Source organism: Streptomyces sp. NPDC051569, assembly GCF_044454085.1.
Lineage (GTDB): Bacteria > Actinomycetota > Actinomycetes > Streptomycetales > Streptomycetaceae > Streptomyces.
Window position 1 is genome coordinate 275,797 of sequence record NZ_JBITDJ010000001.1, and the last position, 23,830, is coordinate 299,626.

Annotated in this window: 24 protein-coding genes and 1 tRNA gene; 13 read left to right on the top strand and 12 right to left on the bottom strand. The window is 71.4% G+C overall.

Annotated features, from left to right (window positions below):
• Nucleotides 1-72 precede the first annotated feature (72 nt).
• The gene (locus tag ACIBAE_RS01155) at nt 73-567 is read left to right on the top strand and encodes a MarR family winged helix-turn-helix transcriptional regulator (RefSeq protein WP_399281643.1); all 495 of its coding nucleotides are present in this window, start codon (nt 73-75) and stop codon (nt 565-567) included.
• A 52-nt stretch (nt 568-619) separates the two neighbouring features.
• Here ACIBAE_RS01155 and ACIBAE_RS01160 read toward each other — a convergent pair whose 3' ends face one another.
• Nucleotides 620-1,402 (bottom strand): hypothetical protein, encoded by a 783-nt coding sequence (locus tag ACIBAE_RS01160; protein ID WP_399281644.1) that lies wholly within the window; start codon nt 1,400-1,402, stop codon nt 620-622.
• A 385-nt stretch (nt 1,403-1,787) separates the two neighbouring features.
• Between ACIBAE_RS01160 and ACIBAE_RS01165 the strand changes: the two genes are divergently transcribed.
• From ACIBAE_RS01165 to ACIBAE_RS01185, 5 genes are all read left to right on the top strand, one after another.
• Entirely contained in the window at nt 1,788-4,850 is a 3,063-nt protein-coding gene (locus ACIBAE_RS01165) for a nitrate- and nitrite sensing domain-containing protein (protein WP_399281645.1), read from the top strand.
• On the top strand, nt 4,847-5,329 hold the full coding sequence (locus tag ACIBAE_RS01170) for a roadblock/LC7 domain-containing protein (protein WP_399281646.1): 483 nt from the start codon (nt 4,847-4,849) through the stop codon (nt 5,327-5,329). Before ACIBAE_RS01165 ends, ACIBAE_RS01170 begins: the two co-directional genes overlap by 4 nt.
• A complete protein-coding gene (locus tag ACIBAE_RS01175) occupies nt 5,326-5,742 on the top strand; it encodes a DUF742 domain-containing protein (RefSeq protein ID WP_399281647.1) in 417 nt (138 codons plus the stop codon). The genes ACIBAE_RS01170 and ACIBAE_RS01175 overlap by 4 nt, the downstream gene beginning before the upstream one ends.
• Nucleotides 5,723-6,382: a GTP-binding protein gene (locus ACIBAE_RS01180; RefSeq protein ID WP_399281648.1), complete on the top strand. Its 660-nt coding sequence runs from the start codon at nt 5,723-5,725 to the stop codon at nt 6,380-6,382. Before ACIBAE_RS01175 ends, ACIBAE_RS01180 begins: the two co-directional genes overlap by 20 nt.
• A 71-nt stretch (nt 6,383-6,453) precedes the next feature.
• On the top strand, nt 6,454-7,695 hold the full coding sequence (locus ACIBAE_RS01185) for a styrene monooxygenase/indole monooxygenase family protein (protein WP_399281649.1): 1,242 nt from the start codon (nt 6,454-6,456) through the stop codon (nt 7,693-7,695).
• On the opposite strand, the gene ACIBAE_RS01190 is transcribed toward ACIBAE_RS01185, so the two are convergent.
• The 10 genes from ACIBAE_RS01190 to ligD form a co-directional block, all read right to left on the bottom strand.
• Nucleotides 7,676-8,959, bottom strand: a complete 1,284-nt coding sequence (locus tag ACIBAE_RS01190; RefSeq protein ID WP_399281983.1) for an NlpC/P60 family protein — start codon at nt 8,957-8,959, stop codon at nt 7,676-7,678. The two genes, ACIBAE_RS01185 and ACIBAE_RS01190, sit on opposite strands and share 20 nt — an antisense overlap.
• 421 nt (nt 8,960-9,380) lie before the next feature.
• Complete coding sequence (locus ACIBAE_RS01195) at nt 9,381-9,677, bottom strand: hypothetical protein (RefSeq protein ID WP_399281650.1); 297 nt, start codon at nt 9,675-9,677, stop codon at nt 9,381-9,383.
• 149 nt (nt 9,678-9,826) lie between these two features.
• A complete protein-coding gene (locus ACIBAE_RS01200; protein WP_399281651.1) occupies nt 9,827-10,771 on the bottom strand; it encodes a diiron oxygenase in 945 nt (314 codons plus the stop codon).
• A 272-nt stretch (nt 10,772-11,043) separates the two neighbouring features.
• Nucleotides 11,044-11,469, bottom strand: coding sequence for a VOC family protein (locus ACIBAE_RS01205; protein WP_399281652.1), 426 nt, complete (start codon nt 11,467-11,469; stop codon nt 11,044-11,046).
• 79 nt (nt 11,470-11,548) lie between these two features.
• Nucleotides 11,549-13,006 carry a penicillin-binding transpeptidase domain-containing protein gene (locus ACIBAE_RS01210; RefSeq protein ID WP_399281653.1) on the bottom strand — a complete coding sequence of 486 codons (1,458 nt, stop codon included), beginning with the start codon at nt 13,004-13,006 and terminating at the stop codon, nt 11,549-11,551.
• The gene (locus ACIBAE_RS01215; protein WP_399281654.1) at nt 13,003-14,553 is read right to left on the bottom strand and encodes an FtsW/RodA/SpoVE family cell cycle protein; all 1,551 of its coding nucleotides are present in this window, start codon (nt 14,551-14,553) and stop codon (nt 13,003-13,005) included. The genes ACIBAE_RS01210 and ACIBAE_RS01215 overlap by 4 nt, the downstream gene beginning before the upstream one ends.
• Before the next feature lie 126 nt (nt 14,554-14,679).
• The gene (locus tag ACIBAE_RS01220; protein ID WP_399281655.1) at nt 14,680-15,054 is read right to left on the bottom strand and encodes an SH3 domain-containing protein; all 375 of its coding nucleotides are present in this window, start codon (nt 15,052-15,054) and stop codon (nt 14,680-14,682) included.
• Between the two features lie 151 nt (nt 15,055-15,205).
• Nucleotides 15,206-15,544 (bottom strand): zinc-ribbon domain-containing protein, encoded by a 339-nt coding sequence (locus ACIBAE_RS01225; protein ID WP_399281656.1) that lies wholly within the window; start codon nt 15,542-15,544, stop codon nt 15,206-15,208.
• 140 nt (nt 15,545-15,684) lie between these two features.
• Nucleotides 15,685-16,185, bottom strand: coding sequence for a levansucrase (locus tag ACIBAE_RS01230; protein ID WP_399281657.1), 501 nt, complete (start codon nt 16,183-16,185; stop codon nt 15,685-15,687).
• 71 nt (nt 16,186-16,256) lie between these two features.
• Entirely contained in the window at nt 16,257-17,144 is an 888-nt protein-coding gene (ligD, locus tag ACIBAE_RS01235; RefSeq protein ID WP_399281658.1) for a non-homologous end-joining DNA ligase, read from the bottom strand.
• Nucleotides 17,145-17,185: 41 nt separating this feature from the next.
• Between ligD and ACIBAE_RS01240 the strand changes: the two genes are divergently transcribed.
• The 3 genes from ACIBAE_RS01240 (at nt 17,186) to ACIBAE_RS01250 (ending at nt 18,854) form a co-directional block, all read left to right on the top strand.
• On the top strand, nt 17,186-18,250 hold the full coding sequence (locus ACIBAE_RS01240) for a Ku protein (protein WP_399281659.1): 1,065 nt from the start codon (nt 17,186-17,188) through the stop codon (nt 18,248-18,250).
• A 111-nt stretch (nt 18,251-18,361) separates the two neighbouring features.
• A tRNA-Arg gene (locus ACIBAE_RS01245) sits at nt 18,362-18,433 on the top strand.
• 295 nt (nt 18,434-18,728) lie between these two features.
• Complete coding sequence (locus ACIBAE_RS01250) at nt 18,729-18,854, top strand: hypothetical protein (RefSeq protein ID WP_399281660.1); 126 nt, start codon at nt 18,729-18,731, stop codon at nt 18,852-18,854.
• Between the two features lie 42 nt (nt 18,855-18,896).
• Here ACIBAE_RS01250 and ACIBAE_RS01255 read toward each other — a convergent pair whose 3' ends face one another.
• Nucleotides 18,897-19,253, bottom strand: a complete 357-nt coding sequence (locus ACIBAE_RS01255) for a hypothetical protein (RefSeq protein WP_399281661.1) — start codon at nt 19,251-19,253, stop codon at nt 18,897-18,899.
• A gap of 124 nt (nt 19,254-19,377) precedes the next feature.
• Here ACIBAE_RS01255 and ACIBAE_RS01260 point away from each other — a divergent pair, with 124 nt between their 5' ends.
• The 4 genes from ACIBAE_RS01260 (at nt 19,378) to ACIBAE_RS01275 (ending at nt 23,823) form a co-directional block, all read left to right on the top strand.
• A complete protein-coding gene (locus ACIBAE_RS01260; RefSeq protein WP_399281984.1) occupies nt 19,378-19,884 on the top strand; it encodes a PleD family two-component system response regulator in 507 nt (168 codons plus the stop codon).
• Between the two features lie 68 nt (nt 19,885-19,952).
• Complete coding sequence (nrtL, locus tag ACIBAE_RS01265; RefSeq protein WP_399281662.1) at nt 19,953-20,954, top strand: ArgS-related anticodon-binding protein NrtL; 1,002 nt, start codon at nt 19,953-19,955, stop codon at nt 20,952-20,954.
• Between the two features lie 89 nt (nt 20,955-21,043).
• Nucleotides 21,044-22,438, top strand: a complete 1,395-nt coding sequence (lysA, locus tag ACIBAE_RS01270; RefSeq protein WP_399281663.1) for a diaminopimelate decarboxylase — start codon at nt 21,044-21,046, stop codon at nt 22,436-22,438.
• 95 nt (nt 22,439-22,533) lie between these two features.
• A complete protein-coding gene (locus ACIBAE_RS01275; protein WP_399281985.1) occupies nt 22,534-23,823 on the top strand; it encodes a homoserine dehydrogenase in 1,290 nt (429 codons plus the stop codon).
• The last annotated feature ends 7 nt before the right edge of the window (nt 23,824-23,830 follow it).

Below are 23,830 nucleotides of genomic sequence, written 5' to 3' on the forward strand. Positions count from 1 at the left end.
CCTGCGAAATACTGAACGAGCTGCGGCAACGGCCGACGGTGGAAGAAACTTTCAGGAGCGGAAAAGCGCACGATGAGTGCTGACGTGCACGGGAGCGGTACGGCCGACCGACCGGATCCGGCCCAGGGATGTGGTGTGGACCACGAATTCCTGGCGCTGGAAAGGGAGTTGGCGGTCTTTCTGCGCCGCGCCCGGGCCAGCTCCGGCGAGATGGCCCGCGAGGTCCACCCCGAGCTGGAGCCCGCCGCGTACGGACTGCTCGTCCGGCTGGAGGAGACCGGCAGCCAGCGGGCCACCGAGCTGTCCTACTACTTCGGCGTCGGCAAGGCCACGATGAGCCGCCAGCTGCGCGCGCTGGAGGAGCTGGGGCTCGTCACCCGCGAGCCCGACCCGGCGGACGGGCGCGCTTCACTCGTCCGTGTCACCAACGAGGGCCTGGCCCGTTTCCGGCAGGTCCGGGACGCACGCCGCGAGCTGTACGTACAGAAGCTGGCCGACTGGGACCGGGCCGAGATCGCGGAGCTGGCCCGGCTGCTCCACCACCTCAACGCCCGCGCCGAGATCTGACGCGGCCGGTCCGCTCCGGGGGCCGGCCGCGCCACGGCCGGCCCGGCACGCGCTAGAGCTCCACGTACGTCACCGTCGCGTCGTCGCTCGACTTCCAGCGGCGGAACGCCGCGCCGTCCCGGTCCGCCGACTCCGCCGCCCGTACCCGGTCGATCAGCTCCTGCGGGCCGTTCTTGCGGACCAGCGCCAGGCAGTCCGACCAGTCGCCTTCCCGGAAGAGCTCCACCCAGCGGGTCGCGCCGTCCGTCAGGGCGAGGAGGGAACGCACCTCCGCGACCGGCGTGCGGCCCGTCACCGCCTTCCCGGCGACCGACGGATCCGCCGCCGCGGTGAAGAAGCCGCCCTCCGCGTTGCGCAGCGTGTCCGTCGCGGCGAGTGAGCGGAGCGTCTCGGCGGGCAGGCGGTCCAGCCGGTCGTCCAGCACCGCCCGTACTCCGCCGTCCGGCGACTCCAGAAGGAGCGTCGAGTCGGAGAGCACCAGATGCTCGACCACGTCTCCGCCCCAGCGCGCGAGGACGACGGTCGCCTGAGGTGTCCGCACGTGAGAAAGGTCACAGGTGGTGCGGTGGGCGTCCGCGGTGCGCGCGATCGACGCGGCCAGGATCTCGGCCAGCGTCAGATCCCGGCGTGAACCGGACAGTTCGGCCAGGGCGCCGCCCAGTCGTGCGGTGAACCACGGGACGCCGTGCACGCACCCGTCGTCGCCGACCGGGGGCGTCACCCCGTCCAGGACCACCAGGGCTCCGCCCTCGCCGGCGGCGGGCAAGGACACTGCTGTCCAGTCCTCATTGGGCCGTACGGCGGCGCCGGGTGCGGTGGCCAGTTCGATGCGCATGATGCCCAGTCTGCCTGACGGTGACGACTGCCCGCATGAGTCCTTCACCTCGTGCGCACATTCGCCCGGGGGGTCGTCGCACCAGGTCAGGCCGGTGTCTTCGGGCCGGAATCAGCCACTCCGGACGGGTCCGGGAAGCTGCGGGCGCGCATCCTGCCAAAGCCCGCGCGGAAGGTCCACCCGGCACAGGTGGTTCCGCCGAGCGCGCGCCGGGCGGAGTTGGTCGTCAACTGATCCGTACTGTTCACTCCTTCGGGTGGTGGAGCGGCCGATGCGCGCCCCCCTCCCAAAAGCGCTGGAATGGTCGGAAGCCGTACCAGGGGTGGGTGGGGGTTTTCCGTTGTGACCGGTCGTCACCTCTGCTTCATGGGCGGACGAGTGAAGAATGCGAGCACCGGTGCAGAAAAAGCGGCCTCGGGGCAACGACGTCATGCGCGGCGGAACTCCGGGTGAGCCCCAGAAGGCGGGCGTCGGAGCCACCCCGGGCACCGGAGCCACCCCGGCCACCGGAGTGACGTCGACCCCGGCCAAGGAAGGGCGCCGCGTGCGGGTACGCAGCCGCCTCATCGCCGGTGTCGCCCTCGTCGGTGTCACCGTCGTCGTGGCGGGCGCCCCCGCCGTCCTCGCCGCCTCGGCCGAGCTGACCGACGCTCAGCGTCTGGTGACCCTCGCCGAACTCAACCGGCAGGCCGTGACCCTCGCCCACTCCCTCGCGGACGAACGCGACGAGGTCATGGTCCATATCGCCGCGGGCCGTGACGGGCAGTCGGGTGGCGAAGAGAGCGACGGCAGCGGTACGACCGACGGCAGCGGTACGGCCAAGGGCAAGGCCGGGCAGAAGGTCTCCGGCACCCGCAGCGCCCGCGTCGACCGGCAGATCGACGAGATCCGCGCCGCCGCCTCCGCGTCCCCCGGCCTGCTGCGCGATCTCGCCACCGTTCCCTCCATCCGCCGCACCGCCCTCACCGGCGAGGGCTCGGCGATGGAGGCGTACACCGCGTACTCCGACGTCATCGCCAAGCTCCAGGCCCTCGCCGACGAACTCGCCGAGAAGACCCCGGCCGAGGCCGCCGACGGCGTCCGCGCCCCCGGTGCGCTCAGCCGCGCTGTCGAGCAGGCGTCCGCCACCCGTGGCCTGCTGCTGGCCGCGCTGGCCGTGCCCGGCGACCCGGAAGGGAACGCGAACACGGGCATGGTGTACGACCCCGTCACGGGGCTCTACGCGCCGCCGCGGCCTGACCCGGAGACCGAGAAGAACGACCAGCTCCGCGACGACCTCAGCGCCGCCGCCCAGCAGTCGCGCATCCGGGAACTCGCCGCGCTCGCCGACTTCGACCAGACCGCGAGCACCCGGGCCCGCGACTCCCTCACGAGCACGGTCACCGGACCCGATGTCAAGACCGCCGAGGGGTACCTGACCCGGCTCACCGACCGGCCCGAACTCTCCGACAGTGACCGCAAGGCCAATCAGGAGAAGGTCGGGTCCTCGCTCTCCGCCCGCATCGACCAGATGCGCGGCGTCGAGTCCGGTCTCGGCTCCACCCAGGTGGCCCGCCTCGAACAGCTCCGCGACGACGACGTCACCGGCCTCGAACTGCGGGTCGCCCTGCTCGGCGGCTGTCTGCTGATCGCCATCGGGATCTCCACGGCCGTCGCCCGTACGCTCACCAGGCCGCTCGCCGCCGTACGGATCGGCGCGGCCAGGATCGCCGCGTCGCCCGAGAGCGAGGAGCCGGTACGTTTCACCGGCCGCAACGACGAGTTCGCGCAGGTCGTACGGTCCCTCAACGCCCTGCACGGCAAGCTGCTCGACCTTTCCGTCCGCGCCGGAAGGGGCGGCGCCGACCCGAGCGACCTGGTCGGCGAGCGCGAGAGGGCCGCGGCCCAGCGCTCCGAACTCCTGCAGCGCACCGCCGAGATGGCCGCCCAGCTCCAGGAGCTGCGGCACACGGTCCACCACACGTTCGTCAACCTCTCGCTCCGCACCCTCGGCCTCGTCGAGCGCCAGCTCGGCGTCATCGAGCAGCTGGAGGAGCGCGAGCAGGACGCCGAGCGGCTCGACACCCTCTTCCGGCTCGACCACATGGCCACGGTCATGCGCCGGCACAGCGAGAACCTGCTGGTACTCGCGGGCCACGAGCACGGCCACGGCCCTACGGGGCCGGTCCCGCTCGTGGACGTCCTGCGCGCCGCCGTGAGCGAGATCGAGCGGTACGAACGGGTCACGATCCAGTCCCTCCCGGCGCACGCCCAGGTGGCCGGCTTCGCCGCCGACGACCTCAGCCATCTCGTCGCCGAGCTGCTGGAGAACGCCGCGTCGTTCTCGCCGCCCGACGCCGATGTCCAGCTCTCCGGCTGGCTGCTGGAGAGCGGCGAGGTGATGCTCTCCGTCGAGGACCAGGGCATCGGCATGTCGGCGGACCGGATCACCCGGCTCAACACACGGCTCGCCGCGCCGGAGGGCGTCGAGGGTCGCGAGGGCTTCGCGGAGCGGAAGACGTTCGACGGCGAGGGCGAGGGGCTCGGGCTGCGCGTCGCCGCTCTGCTCGCCGCCCGGCACGGCGTGAAGATCGAGCTGCGCGAGCACCAGCAGGGCGGTGTGGCGGCGGTCGTCATACTGCCGCCGGCCCTGCTTCCGGCATCGCCGCCGGCCGTGAAGGCGCCCCAGGCACGGAAGGCGGGGGCGGCGCCCGCGCTCAGTCAGCCGGGATCGACGGCGGAGGCCAACTCCAACGCGCTGCCCGGGCGTTCCGCGCCCGACCCGCTGGTGCTCGCGGCGGAGGAGGCGATCCGCAAGGCGGAGGCCGCTGAGGCGGCCGAAGCGGCGGAGGCCCCCAAGGCCGAGCGCGCCGACGTCGCCGAGCGCGGCGAAGCCGCCCAGCCCACCGTGCCTGCCGAGCCCACCGAAGCCGTAGCGTCCGCCGAGGCCGCCGTGCCCGACGAGGCCGCCGAGGCCGACGAGGCCGCCGCCGAACGCGAGAGCGCCCGGCCCGGCCCGTACGCCATCGGCCCGGACGCCCACGAGCGCGTCCGCGACGGTGCCGGCGACGGCGCGGGTGAGCCGGCGGAGACCGGCCTCGACCAGGACACCTTCCTGATGCGGCTGCCCCGGCCGACCGCCGACGCCGCGTCCCCCGTGGGCGCCCCGACCGCCGGGGCGGAAGAGGACGCCGACGACGAGTCCCACACCGCCGAGCGGGTACGTATCACCGACAAGGGGCTGCCCAAGCGCGCCCCCAAGATCGTCAAGCCCGCCGCCGCGCCCACCGGGCGCACCGGCAGTGTCGACGCGGAAGCCCTGCGCCGTCGGCTCGGCGGTTTCCACCAGGGGGCGAAGGAGGGCCGGCGCGATGTCGAAGCCGAGCTCGCGGAGCAGATAGCACCCGAAGCACAGACCGAGCTACACACCGAAGAGACGGGGGAGACAGTCGAGGAGGCACGCAGTTGACTGCGACCGGCACATTCGGACTGAGCAGCGAAGCACGTAACCTGCACTGGCTGTTGACCAACCTCGTCGAGGAGGTGCCAGGAGTGCGTTCGGTCGCCGTCGTCTCGTCCGACGGACTGCTCCTGCTCTCCTCCGACCCCGGTCAGCACGGAGAGGCGGCCACACCCGCGCGCCGGGAGGGCCCGCGCGGCTCCAGCGCCGACCTGGCCACCATCGTGTCGGGCATCGGCAGTCTCTCCGTGGGCGCGGCGAAGCTGATGGACGGCGGCGGGATCAAGCAGACCATGATCGCCATGGAGGAGGGCAGCGTCTTCATCATGTCGATCAGCGACGGCTCGCTGCTCGGAGTCCACGCCACCCCCGACTGCGACATGGGTGTCGTGGCCTACCACATGGCGCTCTTCGTCGGCCGTGCCGGACACGCGCTGACGCCCGAACTCCGCGACGAGCTGCGCCAGTCGATGGAGAGCGGCCGGTGACGCCTCCTGTCGTCGACCCGCTGCGCAGACTGCCCGTACGCGGCTCCGACCGGCGGCCGGCCCGGGTCCGCCCGTACTCGCTGACCGGCGGCCGTACGCGTTTCGGACACGTCCTGCTCGTCGAGACGTTCGTCGCCGCGCTCGAAGCGGCCGACGAGCGCAAGGAGCTGGCGAACGGCGCGGCGCCCGCGCGCGCCATGCCGGAGATGCTGGCCATCGTCGAGCTCTGTCGGCGCATGCGTACCGTCGCCGAGATCTCGGCGCTGCTCAAGATGCCGCTGGGCGTCGTCCGGGTGCTGCTCAGCGACCTGGCCGACCAGGGAAAGATCCGTGTGTACGGGACCGGTCACGGCACCGGCCGGCCCGACCACGCGCTGCTGGAAAGGGTGCTGAGTGGACTCCGCCGTCTCTGACGTCTCCGCCGTATCGGGGATCTCCGCCCCGGCGGCGGCCGCCGAATCCGAGGAGGAAGCGCGGGCGTGGCAGCTGGACCGTACCCGCGCCCCGATCGCCACCAAGATCGTGGTCGCGGGCGGCTTCGGCGTCGGCAAGACGACCTTCGTCGGGGCGGTCTCCGAGATACCTCCGCTGCAGACGGAGGCGATGATGACGCAGGCCAGCGCCGCCACCGACGATCTCACCGCGACGCCCGACAAGATCACCACGACCGTGGCGATGGACTACGGCCGGATCACCCTCGACGACGACCTCGTGCTGTATCTCTTCGGCACACCGGGCCAGCAGCGCTTCTGGTTCATGTGGGACGACCTGGTACGCGGCGCGATCGGCGCCGTCGTGCTGGCCGACACCCGGCGGCTGCCCGACTGCTTCCCGGCGCTCGACTACTTCGAGAGCTGCGGTCTGCCGTACGTCGTCGCCGTCAACCACTTCGAGGGCACCCCGGCGTTCGAGCCCGAGGACGTCCGCGAGGCCCTGACGATCCCGCCCGGCGTCCCCATATTGATCATGGACGCGCGAAAGCGGATCACCGCCGTCGAGGCACTGCTCGCGCTGGTGCGCCACGCCCTCGACGCCTCTCCCGCACCAGGCTGACCGGGCGTCAGGAAGCGCGCCCCGCCTGCCGGCCCCGCCTCTACACACGTACGCAAACGGAGAACCCGCCCATGCGGAAGATACTCATCGTCGGAGCCGGCCAGTCCGGCCTCCAGCTCGCCCTCGGTCTCCAGTCGGAGGGGTACGAGGTCACCCTGATGTCCAACCGCACGGCGGACGAGATCCGGTCCGGCCGGGTCATGTCGACGCAGTGCATGTTCCACACCGCGCTCCAGCACGAGCGTGACCTCCAGCTCGGCTTCTGGGAGTCGCAGGCGCCGAAGATCGAGGGCGTCGGTGTCTCGGTCTCCGCCCCCGACTCGACCCGCGCCATCGACTGGGTCGGCAAGCTGGACGGCTACGCCCAGTCCGTCGACCAGCGGGTCAAGATGGCCGGCTGGATGGAGACCTTCGCGCAGCGCGGCGGCCAGCTGGTGATCCACGGCGCGGCCGTCTCCGACCTGGACTACTTCTCCCGCACGTACGACCTGGTCCTGGTCTCGGCGGGCAAGGGCGAACTCGTCTCGATGTTCGCCCGCGACGCGTCCCGCTCGCCCTTCGACGCCCCGCAGCGCGCGCTGGCCGTCTCGTACGTGCACGGCCTGGGCCCGCGCCCCGAGCACCCGGATCACGAAGCGGTCCGCTGCAACCTGGTGCCCGGCGTCGGCGAGCTGTTCGTGATGCCGACCCTCACCACCTCCGGCCGGGCGGACATCCTCTTCTGGGAGGGCGTCCCCGGCGGCCCGCTCGATGTCTTCCAGGGTGTCAAGGACCCGGCCGAGCATCTCTCGCTCACCCTGGAGCTGATGGAGCGATTCACGCCCTGGGAGTACGCGCGCGCCACCAAGGTGGAGTTGACGGACGCGGGCGCCACGCTGTCGGGGCGGTACGCGCCGACCGTCCGCAACCCGATCGGGCGGCTGCCGGGCGGCGGGCTCGTCCTCGGCGTCGCGGATGTCGTGGTCGCCAACGACCCGATCACCGGACAGGGTTCCAACTCCGCGTCCAAGTGCGCAGCGGCCTATCTGGACTCCATCGTCACGCACGGCGACAAGGAGTTCGACGAGGCGTGGATGCGGTCGGCGTTCGACCGGTACTGGGACACCGCGCGGCACGTCACCAAGTGGACGAACGCGATGCTGGGCGTCCCGCCGGAGCACGTGCTCAACCTGATCGGCGCGGCCGGCCAGCTGCCGCCGGTCGCCGACCGGTTCGCGAACGGCTTCGACAATCCCGCCGACTTCGAGAACTTCTTCTACGAGCCCGGGAAGACGAACGCGTATCTGGCGGAGGTCACGGCCGGCGCGGCCTGACCGGATCCGGACCGGCCGGGGTGCCTCGGGATTCGGGCCGAGACACCCCGGCTGTCAGTTGTCGGCCGCCGACCGCCGGTGGCCTGCCACCGGCGGTCGGCGGCGCGGTGCCGGAGCCGTCCGCCGCGCCCGGGGGCAGCGGTAGCGGTGCGTACGACTCCGGGGCGAGCGCCCTGGCCTCCGGATCAGGCCGTACGGCGCCGAGTAGCGGATTCGCCGCGATCGGCGAGACCTTGACGCGGGCGCCGGGGCGCGGAGCCTGGATCACCATGCCGTCGCCCAGATAGATCGCCACGTGCGTGGCCTTCCGGAAGTAGATCACCAGGTCGCCGGGGCGGAGATCCGGCAGCGGGACGCGGGGAAGTGTGCGCCACTGCTCCTGGCTGGTCCGGGGAATGGCCCGTCCGGCGCGCGCCCACGCCTGCGAGGTCAGACCCGAGCAGTCGAAGGACGCGGGGCCCTCGGCACCCCACTCGTACGGCTTGCCGATCTGCTCGACGGCGTACCTCAGGGCCCGGTCGCCCTGGGCGGAGGGGGGACGGTGGCCTGCGGGCTGTCCGGACGGGCCGGCCCGGCCGGAGGGGTTGGCGAGCGGGTCGGACTGCTCGGGCTGGTCGTCGAGCGGGCCGCGCGGTTGGCCACGCTGCTGGTCCGCCTGGCCGTCCGCCTGGCCGTCCGTTCGGCCGTCCGTTCGGCCGTCCAGTGAGTCCGTCTCGCCGAGTGCGCCGGAGGAGATCAGCTCCCGCTGCGCCTCGTCCGTACCGGCCTTCTCCAGGTCGGCCACCGCCGCGATCTCCGTGCTGCTCAGCGAGGCGAGCAGTTTCTCGACCCGCAGCAGCCGCGCCCTGACGGCGTCGCGCTGCTTCTTCTGTTTCGCCGCGAGTGACTGCTGCTTGTCGAGGGCCCTGCGGGACGCCCTCGCCAGGTCACCGGCCCGCTGCTCGCCCCCCGTCAGCCGCGCCACCGTCTCCGCCCTGCCGCGCGCCGCGCGCTCCAGCAGATGCCCCTGCTCCATGGCGCGCTGCGGATTCCGGGCGAGCAGCAGCCGGACATAGCCGGCGAGGCCGGACTGCCCCCGGTACTGCTCCCGGGCCAGCCGGCCGGCGTCGCCACGGCTGTGGGCCAGGGCGGTACGGGCCTGGGTGAGCCCGCTGCCCAGTTTCACGGTCTCGGAGCGCAGCCGGGTCAGCTCTTCCTCGGTGGCGTTGTACGCCTCGCTGGCCTCCTCGGCCTCGCGGTAGAGCTCCTGGAGCTGGGTGAGCATCCCGGCGACGGTGGTGGGGGGAGGGGAGGCGTTGTCCGGCCTGTCGGCCCCCGGCTCACCGGCCCCCGGCTCGGCGGATGCCGAGGGTGAAGCCGATGCCGAGGGTGAAGCCGACGGAGGCGCGGACGCGGCGGGTCCCCCCGTGTCGTCGCCGGGTTCCGCGGTGGCGGTCGACGCGAACGGCACCGCCGCGAAGACCGTCGCGGTCACCAGCGCCGTCGTACAGGCCGCGCGCGACACTCGTCCTGACACGTCATCACCTCTGCTTGTGGGAGGGACAGTCCAGCCCACCCAGTCCTAGATGATGATGTGACGAAACATGGTGTGACCAGCTCATGAGTGGGCGATTCGGCTCAACGGTGTCACCCCGCGCGGGCGAATCCGTCCGCCGCCCGGCGTGGTGGCTCGGCACCCGGACGTCCTACGGCGTGCCGCCGCCGTCCGGCGTTCCGCCGCTCGGCTTCGACCAGGGCCACTTCAGCTTGCGGGCCTCGCGGCCCTCGGAGGCGTACACGTACTTCCAGCCGCGCTGGAGCCCGAGCCGCTTGGTGTAGCCGATCGGTTCGCGCCGGTAGGTGAGGATGGTGGGAGGCCCGCCGTCCGCGTCCGGCACCGGGACCTCGTACCACTTGGGCGGGTGCCCGGTCGGCCCGGTCAGGATGGGCAGCACGCGGCCGTCCAGCGGCCCGTCCACGAATGGCGTGTTTTCGCTTCTCACACCTCCAGTCTCGCTCAGACCGGGCGGCCGCCCAAGCGGTAGGGGCTCCCGGGGCCGGTGCGCCACGGGCCGGTGCGGGTACGGCAGCGTCCGGGCGCTCGTGCCCCACCGGGGCGCGGACGGCCACCGGGATCCCCTCGCCGGAGAGGTCAGGCGAGGAGACCGGAGGACTTCCAGAGCTCTCGTCCCACCCCTCGCAGCACCCCGATGTCGTCGAGGAAGTCCGTGAGGCGTTCGGCGCCGGACTGCATCACCTCGCGCCGGTGGCCGCTCGACCTCACCTGGGCGACGGCCTCTCGGCGGTCGAGCCCGACGTTCTCGTACACCTGCGGATTGACGAAGCAGACCGAGAAGATCCGGGCCGCGTGGCCGGAGCCGAGCCGGGTCAACTCCTGCTCCCAGCGCGGCGCGGACACCATCTGCCGCCGCAACTCCTCCCGGGCGTAGCGGACATGACGTGCCTCCTCCACGACGTGGATGCGGGTCACCCCTCGGACGAGGGTCTGGACGCGGTCATCGGGGAAGGTCAGCCGCTGCATCCAGTCGAGGATCTCCTCGCCGAGGAGGGTGGCCGCGAAGGATCCGGGCGTGGTCGAGACGGTCTTCAGGACGCGCGCCATGTTGTGGTACGGCCGGGGCACGGGATAGGCGGGGGTGCCGCTCTTCTGGATCAGCTTGGCGAACATCATCGAGTGCCGGCACTCGTCGGCTATCTCGGTGAGGGCGTAGCGGACGTGGTTGCTGGTCACGGGCTTGTCGTAGATGTGCCTGACGAGCAGCTGCATCAGGATGATCTCGAACCAGATGCCGAGCGAGGCGAGCGACGCGGCCTCGTGCCTGGCCAGGTCCATCCGCTGTTCCTCGGACATCCTCCGCCAGAGCGGGGTCCCGTAGAGGGAGACCAGCTCGGGCGGCCAGAACCACTTGCCGTCCTCCAGCGGGGCCTCCCAGTCGAGATCCTTCTCCGGGTCGAAGGAGTGCTTGGCGGAGGCTTCGAGAAGCCGGGCGGCGACCTGCTCGCGGTCCCGGAGGGGGCCGAGTGCGTCGCGGAGCACCCGCACGTCGCGTTCGGAGGCTTCGGGCACTGTCGTCATGGTGGAGCGCCCCTCAAGGCTGGGTTACCGGCGGTCACCTCTTATGAGACTGCCCGTCAGCAAGGACGTCAATCCCCTGCGAAGGTTGAACTGAGCCGATCCGCATGCGAGTTGGACCGACCGGCACGAGGGGGTCGCTGGGGGCCCAGGAGGGGGGTGAGATCTTGGTGGACGGCTGCGTCACCCCACTCGGGATCGTCTCCGACGGAGCCGGCCGGCACGACCCGCCCCCGCTCGGCCCCACCCTGCTGCGCAGGCGTGGAATTCGAAGCTCAGGCAGATTCACCGTCGTGAAGTGAGGGGGCGTAGGAGATGCCGACGATCAAGCCGTCGTCCGTGAGGAGCCGGGTCACCGTCTGCCCCCACGGCTCGGTACGGGCCGGGCGCAGCAGCGCGAAGCCCGCGCGCTCAAGCTCGCCGCCGGCCGCTGCGACAGCGTCCGCGTCCTCGACCTCGAACTCGACCGATGCCTGGGGGACCGCCCGGTCGGCGGGCCACGTCGGCGTGCCGAAGCACGCCTCGGCTGCCTGCGAGAGCGGCCAGATGCCGAAGTGTTCGCTGCCCGGGATGCTCCCACTGGAGTAGTAGCCGTCCTCTTCGCCCTCCAGGGGGAGGCCCAGGGCGTCGATGAAGAGTTCGCGGCTCTGCGGTGGGTCGGCGACGACGACCGCCGTACTCGCGATGAAGAGAACGTTCATGTGACGCAGCGTATGGGCCGCGGCTCCCAGGAGGCGGAAACGCCGGCAGCCCGGACGTGTCCTGGTCCTACGACAAGGCCTAGTCTTCGAGCGCCGCCTCCATCACCGACCGCGCGATGGGCGCCGCGTCGCCCCCGCCGCTGATGTCCGCCCGGTCGGCTTCCGCGTCCTCGACGACGACCGCTACCGCGACCGCCGGGCGGGCCGAGTTCGCCGCCTGGGCCCAGGCGATGAACCACGCGTACGGCGTACCGGAGTTGCCCACCCCGTGCTGCGCGGTCCCCGTCTTCCCGCCGACCGTCGCCCCGTCGATCCCGGCCCTCGTCCCCGTACCGTCCCGCACCACATCGATCATCATCTGCCGCAGCTGCCGCGCCGTCGCCGGATTCATGGCCCGCTGGTAGGTCCTCTCGGGCGTACGGGACACCACGTCGCCGTCCGAGGCCAGGGTCCGGTCGACCAGGAAGGGGTATCTGAGGTCGCCGCCGTTCGCGACGGCCGACGCGACCATCGCCATCTGGAGCGGGGTCGCCCTCGTGTCGAACTGGCCGATCGAGGAGAGCGCCAGCTGGTCGTCGGTCATACGGGTGTCGAAGTTCGACGCGGCGACCCCGGACGGGATCTTGATCCTGGTGTCGTTGAAGCCGAACTTCTGCACGGTGTCCAGCATCCCGGCCAGTCCGACCTCCACCCCGAGCCCGGCCATGACCGTGTTGCAGGAGAATCTGATCGCGTAGGCGAGTGACGCCCTGTCGCACCCCTCCGCCTCGTTGGGGAGCGTGGTGCGCGTCCCCGGCAGGACGTACGGCTCCGCGATGTCGGTCGGGGCGTCCACATCCGTGACCTTCTCGGACTCCAGCGCGGCCGCCGCCGTCACGATCTTGAAGGTGGAACCCGGCGGATACGTCTGCCGGATGGCGCGGTCGAGCATCGGCTGGTCGTTCTCCCCGTTCAGCCGGGACCAGGCGGTGGTGACGTCCCGGCCGGTGCCCGACAACTGCTCGGGGTCGTACGACGGACTGCTGACCAGCGCGAGGATCCTGCCGCTGAACGGCTCGATCGCCGCTACCGCGCCCCGCCGCCCGGCCAGACCGTCGTACGCGGCGCGCTGCATGGACGCCTTGATGGTGGTGGAGACATTGCCGCCGGGCTGCCGGCCGTGCGTGACGTCGTTCCAGAAGGGCAGCGGAGCCAGCATCGGGTCCGTACCGGTGAGGATGCCGTCCTCGGCGTTCTCCAGCAGCGTCGTGCCGTACGTCTGGGAGGCGTAGCCGGTGACGGGGGCGTACAGCGGTCCCTGCCGGTAGGTCCGTTCGTAACGCAGCTGTTGTCCGGTGTCCTTCGTCCCGGTGACGGTCGCGCCGCCGACGAGGATATCGCCGCGCGGCTGGGCGAACCGGGCGATGGTCTCCCGGCGGTTGGCGGGGTTGTTGTCGAGTGCGTCGGCCTGGAAGACCTGGATCCTGGCCGCGTTGACGAGCAGGGCGAGGAGGAGCAGCAGGCAGAAGGCGGCGGCCCGCCGGATATAACGGATCACCGTCGGCCCCTTCCGGTCTCCCCGGGTCCGCCGGTCGCCCCGGGCCCGCCGGATCCGCCGGTCTCCCCGGGTCCCTCACTCTCCCCAGGGCCCCCGGGCCTTCCGCTTCCTCCCGGCCCGCCGGGCCGGCTCGCGGGGGTGATCCGCCCGATCGGGGTGATGACTCCCGCCTCCGGGTCCTCCACGATCGGTGCGATGACTCCGGTCTCCACGGTGCCCGGACGGGGGCGGCGGGCCGAGTCGCTGATCCGGATGAGCAGCGCCACGATGATCCAGTTGGTGACGACGGACGAACCGCCCTGGGCGAGGAAAGGCATCGCCATACCGGTCAGCGGGATCAGCCCCATCACTCCGCCCGCGATCACGAACACCTGGAGCGCGAGAATCGAGGAGAGGCCGATGGCGAGGAGTCGCCCGAAGGGGTCGCGCAGGGCGAGCCCGGCCCGGTAGCCGCGGGCGACGAGCAGCGCGTACAGCAGGAAGATCGCGGTCAGGCCGACCAAACCCAGTTCCTCGCCCGCGGTGGCGAGGATGAAGTCCGACTTGGCGGCGAAGCCGATCAGGATGGAATGGCCGAGTCCGAGGCCCGTGCCGAACATCCCTCCGGCGGCGAACGCGAAGAGGGACTGGGCGAGCTGGCTCGGCCCACGGCCCGCGTCGATGGACGCGAACGGGCTGAGCCAGTCCTGGACGCGGCTGTGCACGTGCGGTTCGAACGAACCGACGGCGAAGGCGCCCACCCCGGCGAGCAGCAGTCCGACGGCGATCCAGCCGGTGCGTCCGGTCGCCACGTACAGCATGATCACGAAGAGCCCGAAGAAAAGCAGCGAGGTGCCCAGATCCCGTTCCAGGATGAGCACGATGACGCTGAGCAGCCAGATCGCGACGATCGGCCCGAGGACCCGGCCCGGTGGCAGCTGGGGCTTCCAGCTCCTCCGGCCGGAGTAGGCGAGCGCGTGGCGGTTGGCGGCGAGGTACGCGGCGAAGAAGACCGCGAGCAGGACCTTGGCGAACTCCCCGGGCTGGAAGGAGAGTCCGCCGAACCTGATCCAGATCTTCGCGCCGTTCACTGCGGGGAAGAAGATCGGGACGATCAGCAGCACGAGCGCGGTGGCGACCGAGAGGTACGCGTACCGCTGGAGGACGCGGTGGTCGCGCAGGAAGACGACGACTCCGGCGAACAACGCGACGCCGAGCGTGGACCAGACCAGCTGGGTGGGAGCTGCCTGGTCGGACGGCGTCTGCAGGTCGAGCCGGTAGATCAGCACCAGGCCGAGGCCGTTGAGGAGCACCGCGATCGGGAGCATCAGGGGGTCCGCGTACGGGGCCCGGAGGCGTACCGCGATATGCGCGAGGAGGGCGAGCGCGCCCAGACCGGCGCCGTATCCGGCCGCGTCCGGCGGTACGGCGTCGGCCTTGCCGAGGCCGACGCTGAGGTAACCGAAGACGGAGATGAGGACGGCGCAGACGAGAAGCGAGAGTTCGACCCCCCGGCGCTTGGGGAGGCGTAGCTCGGGCGGGGGGTCGTCCGCCGTCGTTGCGGTCATGCCCCGCAACGTAGCAAGGCGACATGCCCTATGTCCGGTTATGTGAAAGACAAGAGGCATGTCGACATCGCGTCACAGCGGTCGTCGGCTCTTCTCAGCCAGGCGTCAGCCGCCTTCGGCCGGGCTTCAGCACCAGCTGGGCGCCCGGCCGATGTTGGAGATGTACTTGGCCGACGCCCAGGCCCAGGTGCCGTCGGCGAGGAGATACCAGCGGTCGTTGCCCTCCACGTCGTCGCCGCGCGTCTTGCAGAAGATGTCGACGACGGAGCCGAAATCGACACTGCCGACGATCCTGCTGCTACGGGTCGGCCGGTCGCGGAGCAGCAGCCCGGTCCTGGCGGTGACCCGGCCCTTGAAGTGGGGGCGGGCGGCGGACTCGATCCTGGGCGCCGTGTCGTCGGCCGTCGTGGCGAAGGCGGGGGCGGCGGTGGCCAGGGCCGCGGCGGCGACGGTGGTGGCGACCAGAGCGACGGCGCTGCGGCCGAGGGAACGCAGGGGCATGTTGACTCCTGGGACCTGAGGGCGAGGATCCGGTGATTCCGGCATGCGGCTCGCGTGACTCACGCTAGGTTCGCCACTCCCTGTCCGCAACATGTCACTTTGTGGCACGGTCGCGACGGGATCCCGCCCGGCGCGGACCCGCCCGCTCCGCTCAGCGCTGGTACGGGTTCTGCTGCTCGGGATGCTGCGGCTGCCCCTGGCCCGGGCCGCCCTGCCCGCCCTGTCCGCCCTGCCCGCCCTGTCCGTACGCCTGGCCGGCGCCCTGGGCGAGGAGCTGTTCCGCCTGTTCCTTGGTCACCCGCTGCTCCGCACCGCAGAACGTGCACTGCGTCGCGTACTTCGTGGAGAACGGGAACAACGGCACGAAGAACAGCGTGAACTTGGTGACGTGCTTCCGGAGCGTGTGCGCCGACGGGTTGCCGCAGTGGCCGCATATCAGCGTGAGGATCGCGAGTTGGTAGAGATAGCCCTTGCTGCCGAAAATGATCATCTGAGATTCCTTCCATGGGACGCGAGTGCTGAGGAGCGATGGGGAGTTCGAAAGGAGAGTGTGCCGCACGGCTCTGACGGTGGGCGGCCCGAGCGAGGCGCCCGCCCCGCCGGGACCCACCGCAGGCCCGGCCGCCGGTCCTATCCAGGGAAGGGGAAGTAGCGCTCGCCCTTCTGGATGAGGTGGGACGCGTAGGCGCGGCCCAGCGTGGGCTTCCCGCCGTAGAGCCCCACGTGGCGCCGCGTGGCATCGACGACGACGGGGCGCGCGAAGCAGGCGAACTGATTGCGCTGCTTCTCCTCCGCCCACGCGATCGCCGCCGGGTCCACCCGTTCGCTGACCAGCACCGGGAAGACGGCGACCCCGGTCTGCAATCCGACGGGCAGGCCGCCTTTGTTCTTCCTGGCGTACGCCAGGGTCTGCGTGGTGAACGCCTGGATCCCCGGAACGGTGACCTCGGGAACGGAGGCGGCGATGGTGAACAGGTGCAGGTTCGTGCCCATCCAACGCCACCGGAAGTCGGCCCGGCGTCCGATGAGAACGGGTACGCCGGCCCAGTCCTCCCAGCGCGGAGCGCACCCGTCGGCACTCAACTGGCCCTCGACCGAAGCCAGATACTCTCTTGTCAGATCATCATTCATATGGTCATGGTCCGCTGATCACCACGTCCCGTAAAGATCGGCGGGAAGGCGAGATCACCAGGAAGGCGAGATCACCGGGGAAGGTGCCCGGCCCGCTCCGGGTCGAGGAGCGGGTCGAAGAGGTCCCCGTACCGGTCGAGTCGCCCCGCGAGGTCTCCCAGTCGGAAGACCAGTTGCCCGGGGGTCGTACAGCCCTCGACTTCCGCCCAGGTCAGGGGGGTGGACACGGTCGGCTCCGGACGGGCCCGCAGGGTGTAGGGCGCGGCGGTCGTCTTCGCGGCGGCGTTCTGACTGTGGTCGACGAAGACCTTCCCCGGCCGCAGTGACCGCCGCATCCGGTGCACCACCAGCTCCGGCAGAGCAGCCTCCGCCTCGACGGCCAGGGCCTTCGCGTACGCCGAGACCTCCGGCGAGGGCGCCCGCACCAGCGGTACGAGGACATGCAGCCCCTTCGATCCCGAGGTCTTCACGTACGCGTCGAGCCCGTCCGCGCGCAGCCGCTCGCGCAGCCGGAGGGCCACGGCGCAGCACTCCACGGCGGTGGCGGGCGGGCCCGGGTCGAGATCGAAGACCAGCCGGTCGGCGCAACCGGGCTCGTCCGCCCGCCACTGCGGCGTATGGAACTCCACCACCAGGTTCGCCGCCCACATCAGCGTCGCCAGATCGCCCACGACCACCTGCCGGCTCGTGGTGGCCGTGGATCGCGGCACATCGGCGACCCGCACCCAGGAGGGCGTGCCGGGCGGCGGGTTCTTGGTGAAGAACCGCTGGCCGCCGGGTCCGTCCGGATAGCGCAGGAAGGAAACGGGGCGGCCGGCGAGATGGGCCAGCAGGGGGCCCGCCGTACGGGCGTAATAGTGCAGGATCTCGCCCTTGGTGGTGCCGGTGGCCGCGTACAGCACCTTCTCCAGATTGCTGAGCGCCAGGCGCCGCCCCTCCACCTCTGTGATCGGCGTCATACGATGAGAATCCCACGAAAAGCGGATGAAAGGGATGGAACGTGCGATCCATATGGAACGGCGCGATCTCCTTCGGGCTCGTCAGCATCCCGATCAAGCTGGTGAACGCCACCGAGAACCACTCGATCTCCTTCCGCCAGATCCACCGGACGGACGGCGGCCGCGTCCGCTACCGCAAGGTCTGCGAGCTGGACGAGCAAGAGGTGACGTCGGCGGAGATCGGCAAGGGGTACGAGGAGGCCGACGGGTCCATCATCGAGATCACCGATGCCGACCTGGCGGCGCTGCCGCTGCCCACGGCGAAGACGATCGAGATCGTGGCGTTCGTCCCGGCCGCCTCGATCGACCCGCTCCAGATGGACGCGGCGTACTACCTCTCCGCGAGCGGCGTCCCCGCCGCCAAGCCGTACACCCTGCTGCGCGAGGCGCTGAAGCGCAGCAACAAGGTCGCCATCGCCAAATTCGCGCTGCGCGGGCGGGAACGGCTCGGCATGCTGCGGGTGCTCGACGACGTCATCGCCATGCACGGCCTGCTCTGGCCGGACGAGATCCGCGCCCCCGAAGGTGTCGCCCCGGAGACCGACGTCACCGTACGGGACGCCGAACTCGACCTGGCCGACGCCCTGATGGACACCCTGGGCGCGGTCGACCTCGACTCGCTGCACGACGACTACCGCGAGGCGGTCGAAGAGATGATCGCCGCCAAGGCCGACGGCGAACCGGCTCCCGAGCGCGAGCCGGCGGAGAGCGGCGGCGGCAGGGTCATCGACCTGATGGCGGCGCTGGAGAGCAGCGTGCGCGCGGCGAAGGAGGCGCGCGGCGAGGATGCCGGGGGCGCCGAGAGTACGGAGAACGCCGAGAACGCCGAGGACGCCGAGGACGCCGAGGACGCCGAGGTCACGCAGCTCAGGCGGAAGCGGTCGCCGGCGAAGAAGGCGCCCGCGAAGAAGGCGGCGAAGGCGGCGAAGTCCACGCCGAAGTCCACGGCGAAGAAGACATCGTCCGCGAAGAGCGCGGACAGGACCACCAGCACGAACAAGCGCGCCGCCAAGAAGACGACGGCGAAGAAGACGGCCTCCTCCTCCGGCAAGCGCGCCTCTGCCTGACCCCCGGCCTCCGACCCGCGACACCCCGCCCACACGGCACGGGAAATACCTGTTCACGGCAGCCCCGCCGAAGCTGGTAAGGTTCCCTTCGTCGCCAAGCAAGACGACGACGCCCCCGTAGCTCAGGGGATAGAGCAACGGCCTCCGGAGCCGTGTGCGCAGGTTCGAATCCTGCCGGGGGCACTCCAGCCGGAGCAGCGTGAATGAAGCGCTGACCCGCTGAAGTGCCAGACTTTCGAGAGTCGGATCCAGTCCTCCTGGGTCCGACTCTTTGTCGTTCTGCCGTTGTCTCCCGCCGCCCCTGACAGTCGCGTTCAGCGGCGGCCGCGTCACCGTCACCGTCACCAAGGCTGACACCGCGACGGGACAGCGACCCCGGCCCGACGGCACTGACAGACCGGTGCCTTCCCGGCGTGAGGAGGTCGCGTGCCGACGCACCGACGACGGCCCATGGATGCCGAGGCGTACGAGGCCCCTCATGTCCGAGAACGGCGTGCTGGACCCGCCGTACGCCGGTGCCGCCGACCTGGCCGTGCGGCTGCGTCAGGCGGTCGGCAGGCGGATGGACGAGGAGCCGGAGGAGTCCGCAGATGGACCTCGGTGATTGACGGCGGCGGGCCCCGCGGACCCGGGTCCCTGCCCTGGCCTACGCCGCGTCGTTCGGGCGCGACATGCGCAGGGCCAGGTCGCGCAGCAGGTCCGCCGACGTGATGTCCGTGCGGCCCGCGTCGTGGGTTTCCGCCAGTTCGGCGAAGACGAAGGTGAACGCGCCGATCAGTTGCATGATCGCCGGTAGCGCGGCCTCCGTCACCGCGTGGGCCGCTTCCAGGGGGGTCGCGTCCGGGGACACCTGGAACGATGGGAAGACCTCGGCGAGCAGCGATCCGATCTGCCCCTCGCCCAACCCCCGCTCCGCGTCCGGGTTCTCGCCGACCGTGCGCATCCACTCGGCGGACTGCGTGAGAACGCCGATGGCCCTGAGGACGACTTCGCTCTGCTCCATGTCCGGAGCCTAGTGCCGCGACCGACGGATCCGGCATGCGGTGTGTTCTCCCCGAAAACGCCACCGCCACCTGCCCGTTCGGGCGGCCCGGGCCGCGCGTGCGGGCCGCGTGCCCCACGTGGAAGTGGCCAAAACCCGGACGCGGGCCCAGGGCCGGACCTACTCTCGAAGGGTGTCAGGCGCGTCCGGCCGGGTGCTCGTTGTCGACGACAACAGGGGTATCAGGCAGCTGATCAGGGTCAATCTCGAGCTGGAGGGCTTCGAGGTCGTGACCGCGGCCGATGGTGCCGAGTGCCTGGACGTGGTGCACGAGGTCCGGCCTGATGTCGTCACTCTCGATGTGGTGATGCCGCGCCTCAACGGGCTGCGCACCGCGGAGCTGTTGCGCGCCGACCCCCGGACGAGCGGACTGCCGGTCGCGATCATCAGTGCCTGTACGCAGTACGAGGTCGACTCCGCGCTCAACGCCGGAGCGGACGCCTATCTCGCCAAGCCCTTCGAGCCGTCCGAGCTGGTCCGGCTCGTACAGCGGCTGGCGCACCCCCTGTACCCGGACAGGGACCCGCACAGGGACCCGCACGCCATGGACGGCCGGCACGGTGCCGGGCGGGCCGGAAGCGCCGCGGGCTGACCGGCCCCGTGACCGCATCGCGAAACCGGTTCGCGAAGAGGCCCCCCTCCTCCCCTACGCTGGTCCCCGTGACGCCCGCAGAACTCTCCAGCACCGTGTTGCGCGCCGTGTGCCGCGCGGTCGAGGACGACGCCCTGCCGGGGCCCGTGCCCGAGCGGGTCGTCGTCGAACGCCCCCGCCCCGGTGGCAGCGGGGACTACGCCACCAATGTCGCGCTCCGGCTGGCGGGCCCCGCCGGACGCCCGCCCCGCGAGGTCGCCGAGATCCTCCGTACCCGGCTCGCCGGAGCCGACCGGATCGAGCGCGTCGAGATCACCGGCCCCGGATTCCTGAACTTCACGCTGGCCCGCGACGGCGGCGCCGAGGTCGTCCGTACGGTGCTCCGCGCCGGTACGGCGTACGGCCACGGCGACGCGCTCGCCGGGACCACCGTCTCCTTCGCCCCCGCGTACGAGCCGCGGGCCAGGATCTGGACCGACGCGGTCGTCGCGCTGCTCCGCTCGCAGGGCGCCGAGGCCGGGGTCGTACCGGGCGGGACGCGGCCTCCGCATGTGGTGCCCATACCCGCCGGCGCCGACCCCTTCGCCCGGCTCGGCCCCGACGCCGCCCGCTGGGCGCTGCTGCGGCCCGCCGCCCACGACCGGCCCCACACCGGACCCGAGCTGCTCGTCCAGCGCGAGAGCAACCCGCTCTTCCAGGTGCGGTACGCGTACGCCCGGACCCGCGCCCTCGCGCGGAACGCGGCCCAGCTCGGCATCGCTCCCGCCTCTGATACGTCCCTCACCGCCCTGTCCGGCCAGGGCGTCCCCGCCCTGCTGGCCGTCCTCGGCGATCACCCCGCCGTCCTGGAAGCGGCCGCCCGGCTGCGCGCACCCGACCGGCTCGCCCGCCATCTGGAACACACCGCGGAGGCGTTCCTGCGTTTCCAGGAGACCGGCCGCCCGCTGCCGCTCGGTGACGAGAAACCCGGCGCCGCCCACCGCTCCCGGATCGCGCTCGCCGAGGCCGCCGGGGCCGTGCTGGCCGGCGGCCTGACCCTGCTCGGTATCGACGCCCCGGAACATCTCTAGTGCCGTTCCCGGCACCGGCCGCCACTCCCGTGCCCCTCTTCCGCATCTTCCGTCTCTCACCTCTCTGAGAAAGCCAAGAGAACCCACAGATGAGCCGTTCAGCGCACCCCGCAGGCCCCCGTCACGGTGATGTCCTCCCCGAAGGGCACTACTCCGCCCCCGCCGCCGACCTGAACGCCCTGGACGAGAAGGTCTGGTCGCGTACGGTCCGCCGGAACGAGGACGGTGTGGTGACCGTCGCAGGCATCGAAGTGACCCGGCTGGCCGAGGAGTTCGGCACCCCGGCGTACTTCCTCGACGAAGCCGACTTCCGCGCCCGCTGCCGGGCCTGGTCGGATGCCTTCGGCCCGAACGCGGACGTGTTCTACGCGGGCAAGGCGTTCCTGTCCCGCGCCGTCGTCCGCTGGCTGAACGAGGAAGGGCTCAACCTCGACGTGTGCTCCGGCGGCGAACTCACCACCGCCCTCGACGCCGGGATGCCCGCCGAGCGCATCGCCTTCCACGGGAACAACAAGTCCACGGCCGAGATCGAGCAGGCCGTCTCCGCGGGCGTCGGCCGCATCGTCCTCGACTCCTTCCAGGAGATCGTGCGGGTCGCACACGTCGCCCAGCGCCTCGGCAGGCGCCAGCGCGTCCAGATCCGGGTCACCGTCGGCGTCGAGGCACACACGCACGAATTCATCGCCACCGCGCACGAGGACCAGAAGTTCGGCATCGCGCTCGCCGACGGACAGGCCGCCGAGGCCGTCAGGAGGGCCTTGCAGCTCGACGGGATCGAGCTGATCGGCATCCACTCGCACATCGGCTCGCAGATCTTCGACATGGCCGGCTTCGAGGTCTCCGCCCGCCGCGTCGTCCAGCTGCTCGCCCAGGTGCGCGACGAGCACGGCGTCGAGCTGCCCGAGATCGACCTCGGCGGCGGCCTCGGCATCGCGTACACCTCCGACGACGACCCCCGCGAGCCGCACGACATCGCCAAGGCACTCAGCGACATCGTCACCCGTGAGTGTGAGGCGTCCGGGCTCACCACCCCCCGTATCTCCGTCGAACCGGGCCGCGCGATCGTCGGCCCCACGGCCTTCACGCTGTACGAGGTCGGCACCATCAAGCCGCTCGAAGGGCTGCGGACGTATGTCAGCGTGGACGGCGGCATGTCCGACAACATCCGTACGGCCCTCTACGACGCCGAGTACAGCGTGGCGCTCGTCTCGCGCCGCTCCGACGCGGAACCGATGCTGACGCGCGTCGTCGGCAAGCACTGCGAGAGCGGCGACATCGTCGTACGCGACGCGTTCCTGCCCGCCGACCTGGCGCCCGGCGACCTGATCGCGGTCCCCGCCACCGGCGCGTACTGCCGTGCGATGGCGAGCAACTACAACCACGCGCTGCGCCCGCCCGTCGTGGCGGTCAGGGACGGCGAGGCGCGGGTGATCGTCCGGCGTGAGACGGAGGAAGATCTCCTGCGTCTGGATGTCGGTTACTGAAATACATGTCTCAGTCATTGGACAGAGGGCAGAAACCGCCGTCCGGTGAGTGAGACTGGTCCGCATTCCCCGCATTGACGAAACGAGGTCGGATGATGCGTACGCGTCCGCTGAAGGTGGCGCTGCTGGGCTGTGGTGTGGTCGGCTCAGAGGTGGCGCGCCTCATGACGGCGCACGCCGACGACCTCGCCGCGCGGATCGGTGCCCCGGTCGAACTGGCCGGGGTCGCCGTCCGGCGTCCCTCCAAGGTCCGGGCGGGCGTCGACCCCGCGCTGGTCACCACCGACGCCACCGCCCTGGTCAAACGCGGCGACCTCGACGTGGTCATCGAGGTCATCGGCGGGATCGAGCCCGCCCGCTCGCTCATCACCACCGCCTTCGAGCACGGCGCCTCCGTCGTCTCCGCCAACAAGGCGCTGCTCGCCGAGGACGGGGCGACCCTCTACGCGGCCGCCGCCGAGCACGGCAGGGACCTCTACTTCGAGGCCGCCGTCGCCGGCGCCATCCCGCTGATCCGGCCGCTGCGCGAGTCCCTGGCAGGCGACACGGTCAACCGCGTCCTCGGCATCGTCAACGGCACGACGAACTTCATCCTCGACCGGATGGACACCGCCGGAGCCGGCTACTCCGAGGCGCTCGACGAGGCCACCGCCCTCGGGTACGCGGAAGCCGACCCGACCGCCGACGTCGAGGGCTTCGACGCCGCCGCCAAGGCCGCCATCCTCGCCGGGATCGCCTTCCACACCCGCGTACGCCTCGACGACGTGCACCGCGAGGGCATCACGGAGGTCACCTCCGCCGATCTCGCCTCCGCGCAGCGCATGGGCTGCACCGTCAAGCTCCTCGCCATCTGCGAGCGGGCCGCCGACGGCCGGTCCGTCACCGCCCGCGTCCACCCGGCGATGATCCCGCTCAGCCATCCGCTCGCCTCCGTACGCGGGGCGTACAACGCGGTCTTCGTCGAGGCCGAGGCGGCCGGGCAGCTGATGTTCTACGGCCCCGGCGCGGGCGGCGCCCCCACCGCCTCGGCGGTGCTCGGCGACCTCGTCGCCGTCTGCCGCAACAAGCTGGGCGGGGCGACGGGCCCCGGGGAGTCGGCGTACACGCGGCTGCCCGTGAGTCCCATGGGCGATGTCGTGACGCGCTACCACATCAATCTCGACGTGGCCGACAAACCGGGCGTGCTCGCCCAGGTCGCGACGGTCTTCGCCGAGCACGGCGTGTCCATCGACACGGTCCGCCAGAAGGGAAAGGACGGCGAGGCCTCCCTCGTCGTCGTCACCCACCGCGCACCCGACGCCGCCCTCTCCGGGACCGTCGCGGCGCTGCGCAAGCTCGACACCGTACGCGGTGTCGCCAGCATCATGCGTGTTGAAGGGGAGTAAGGGACCC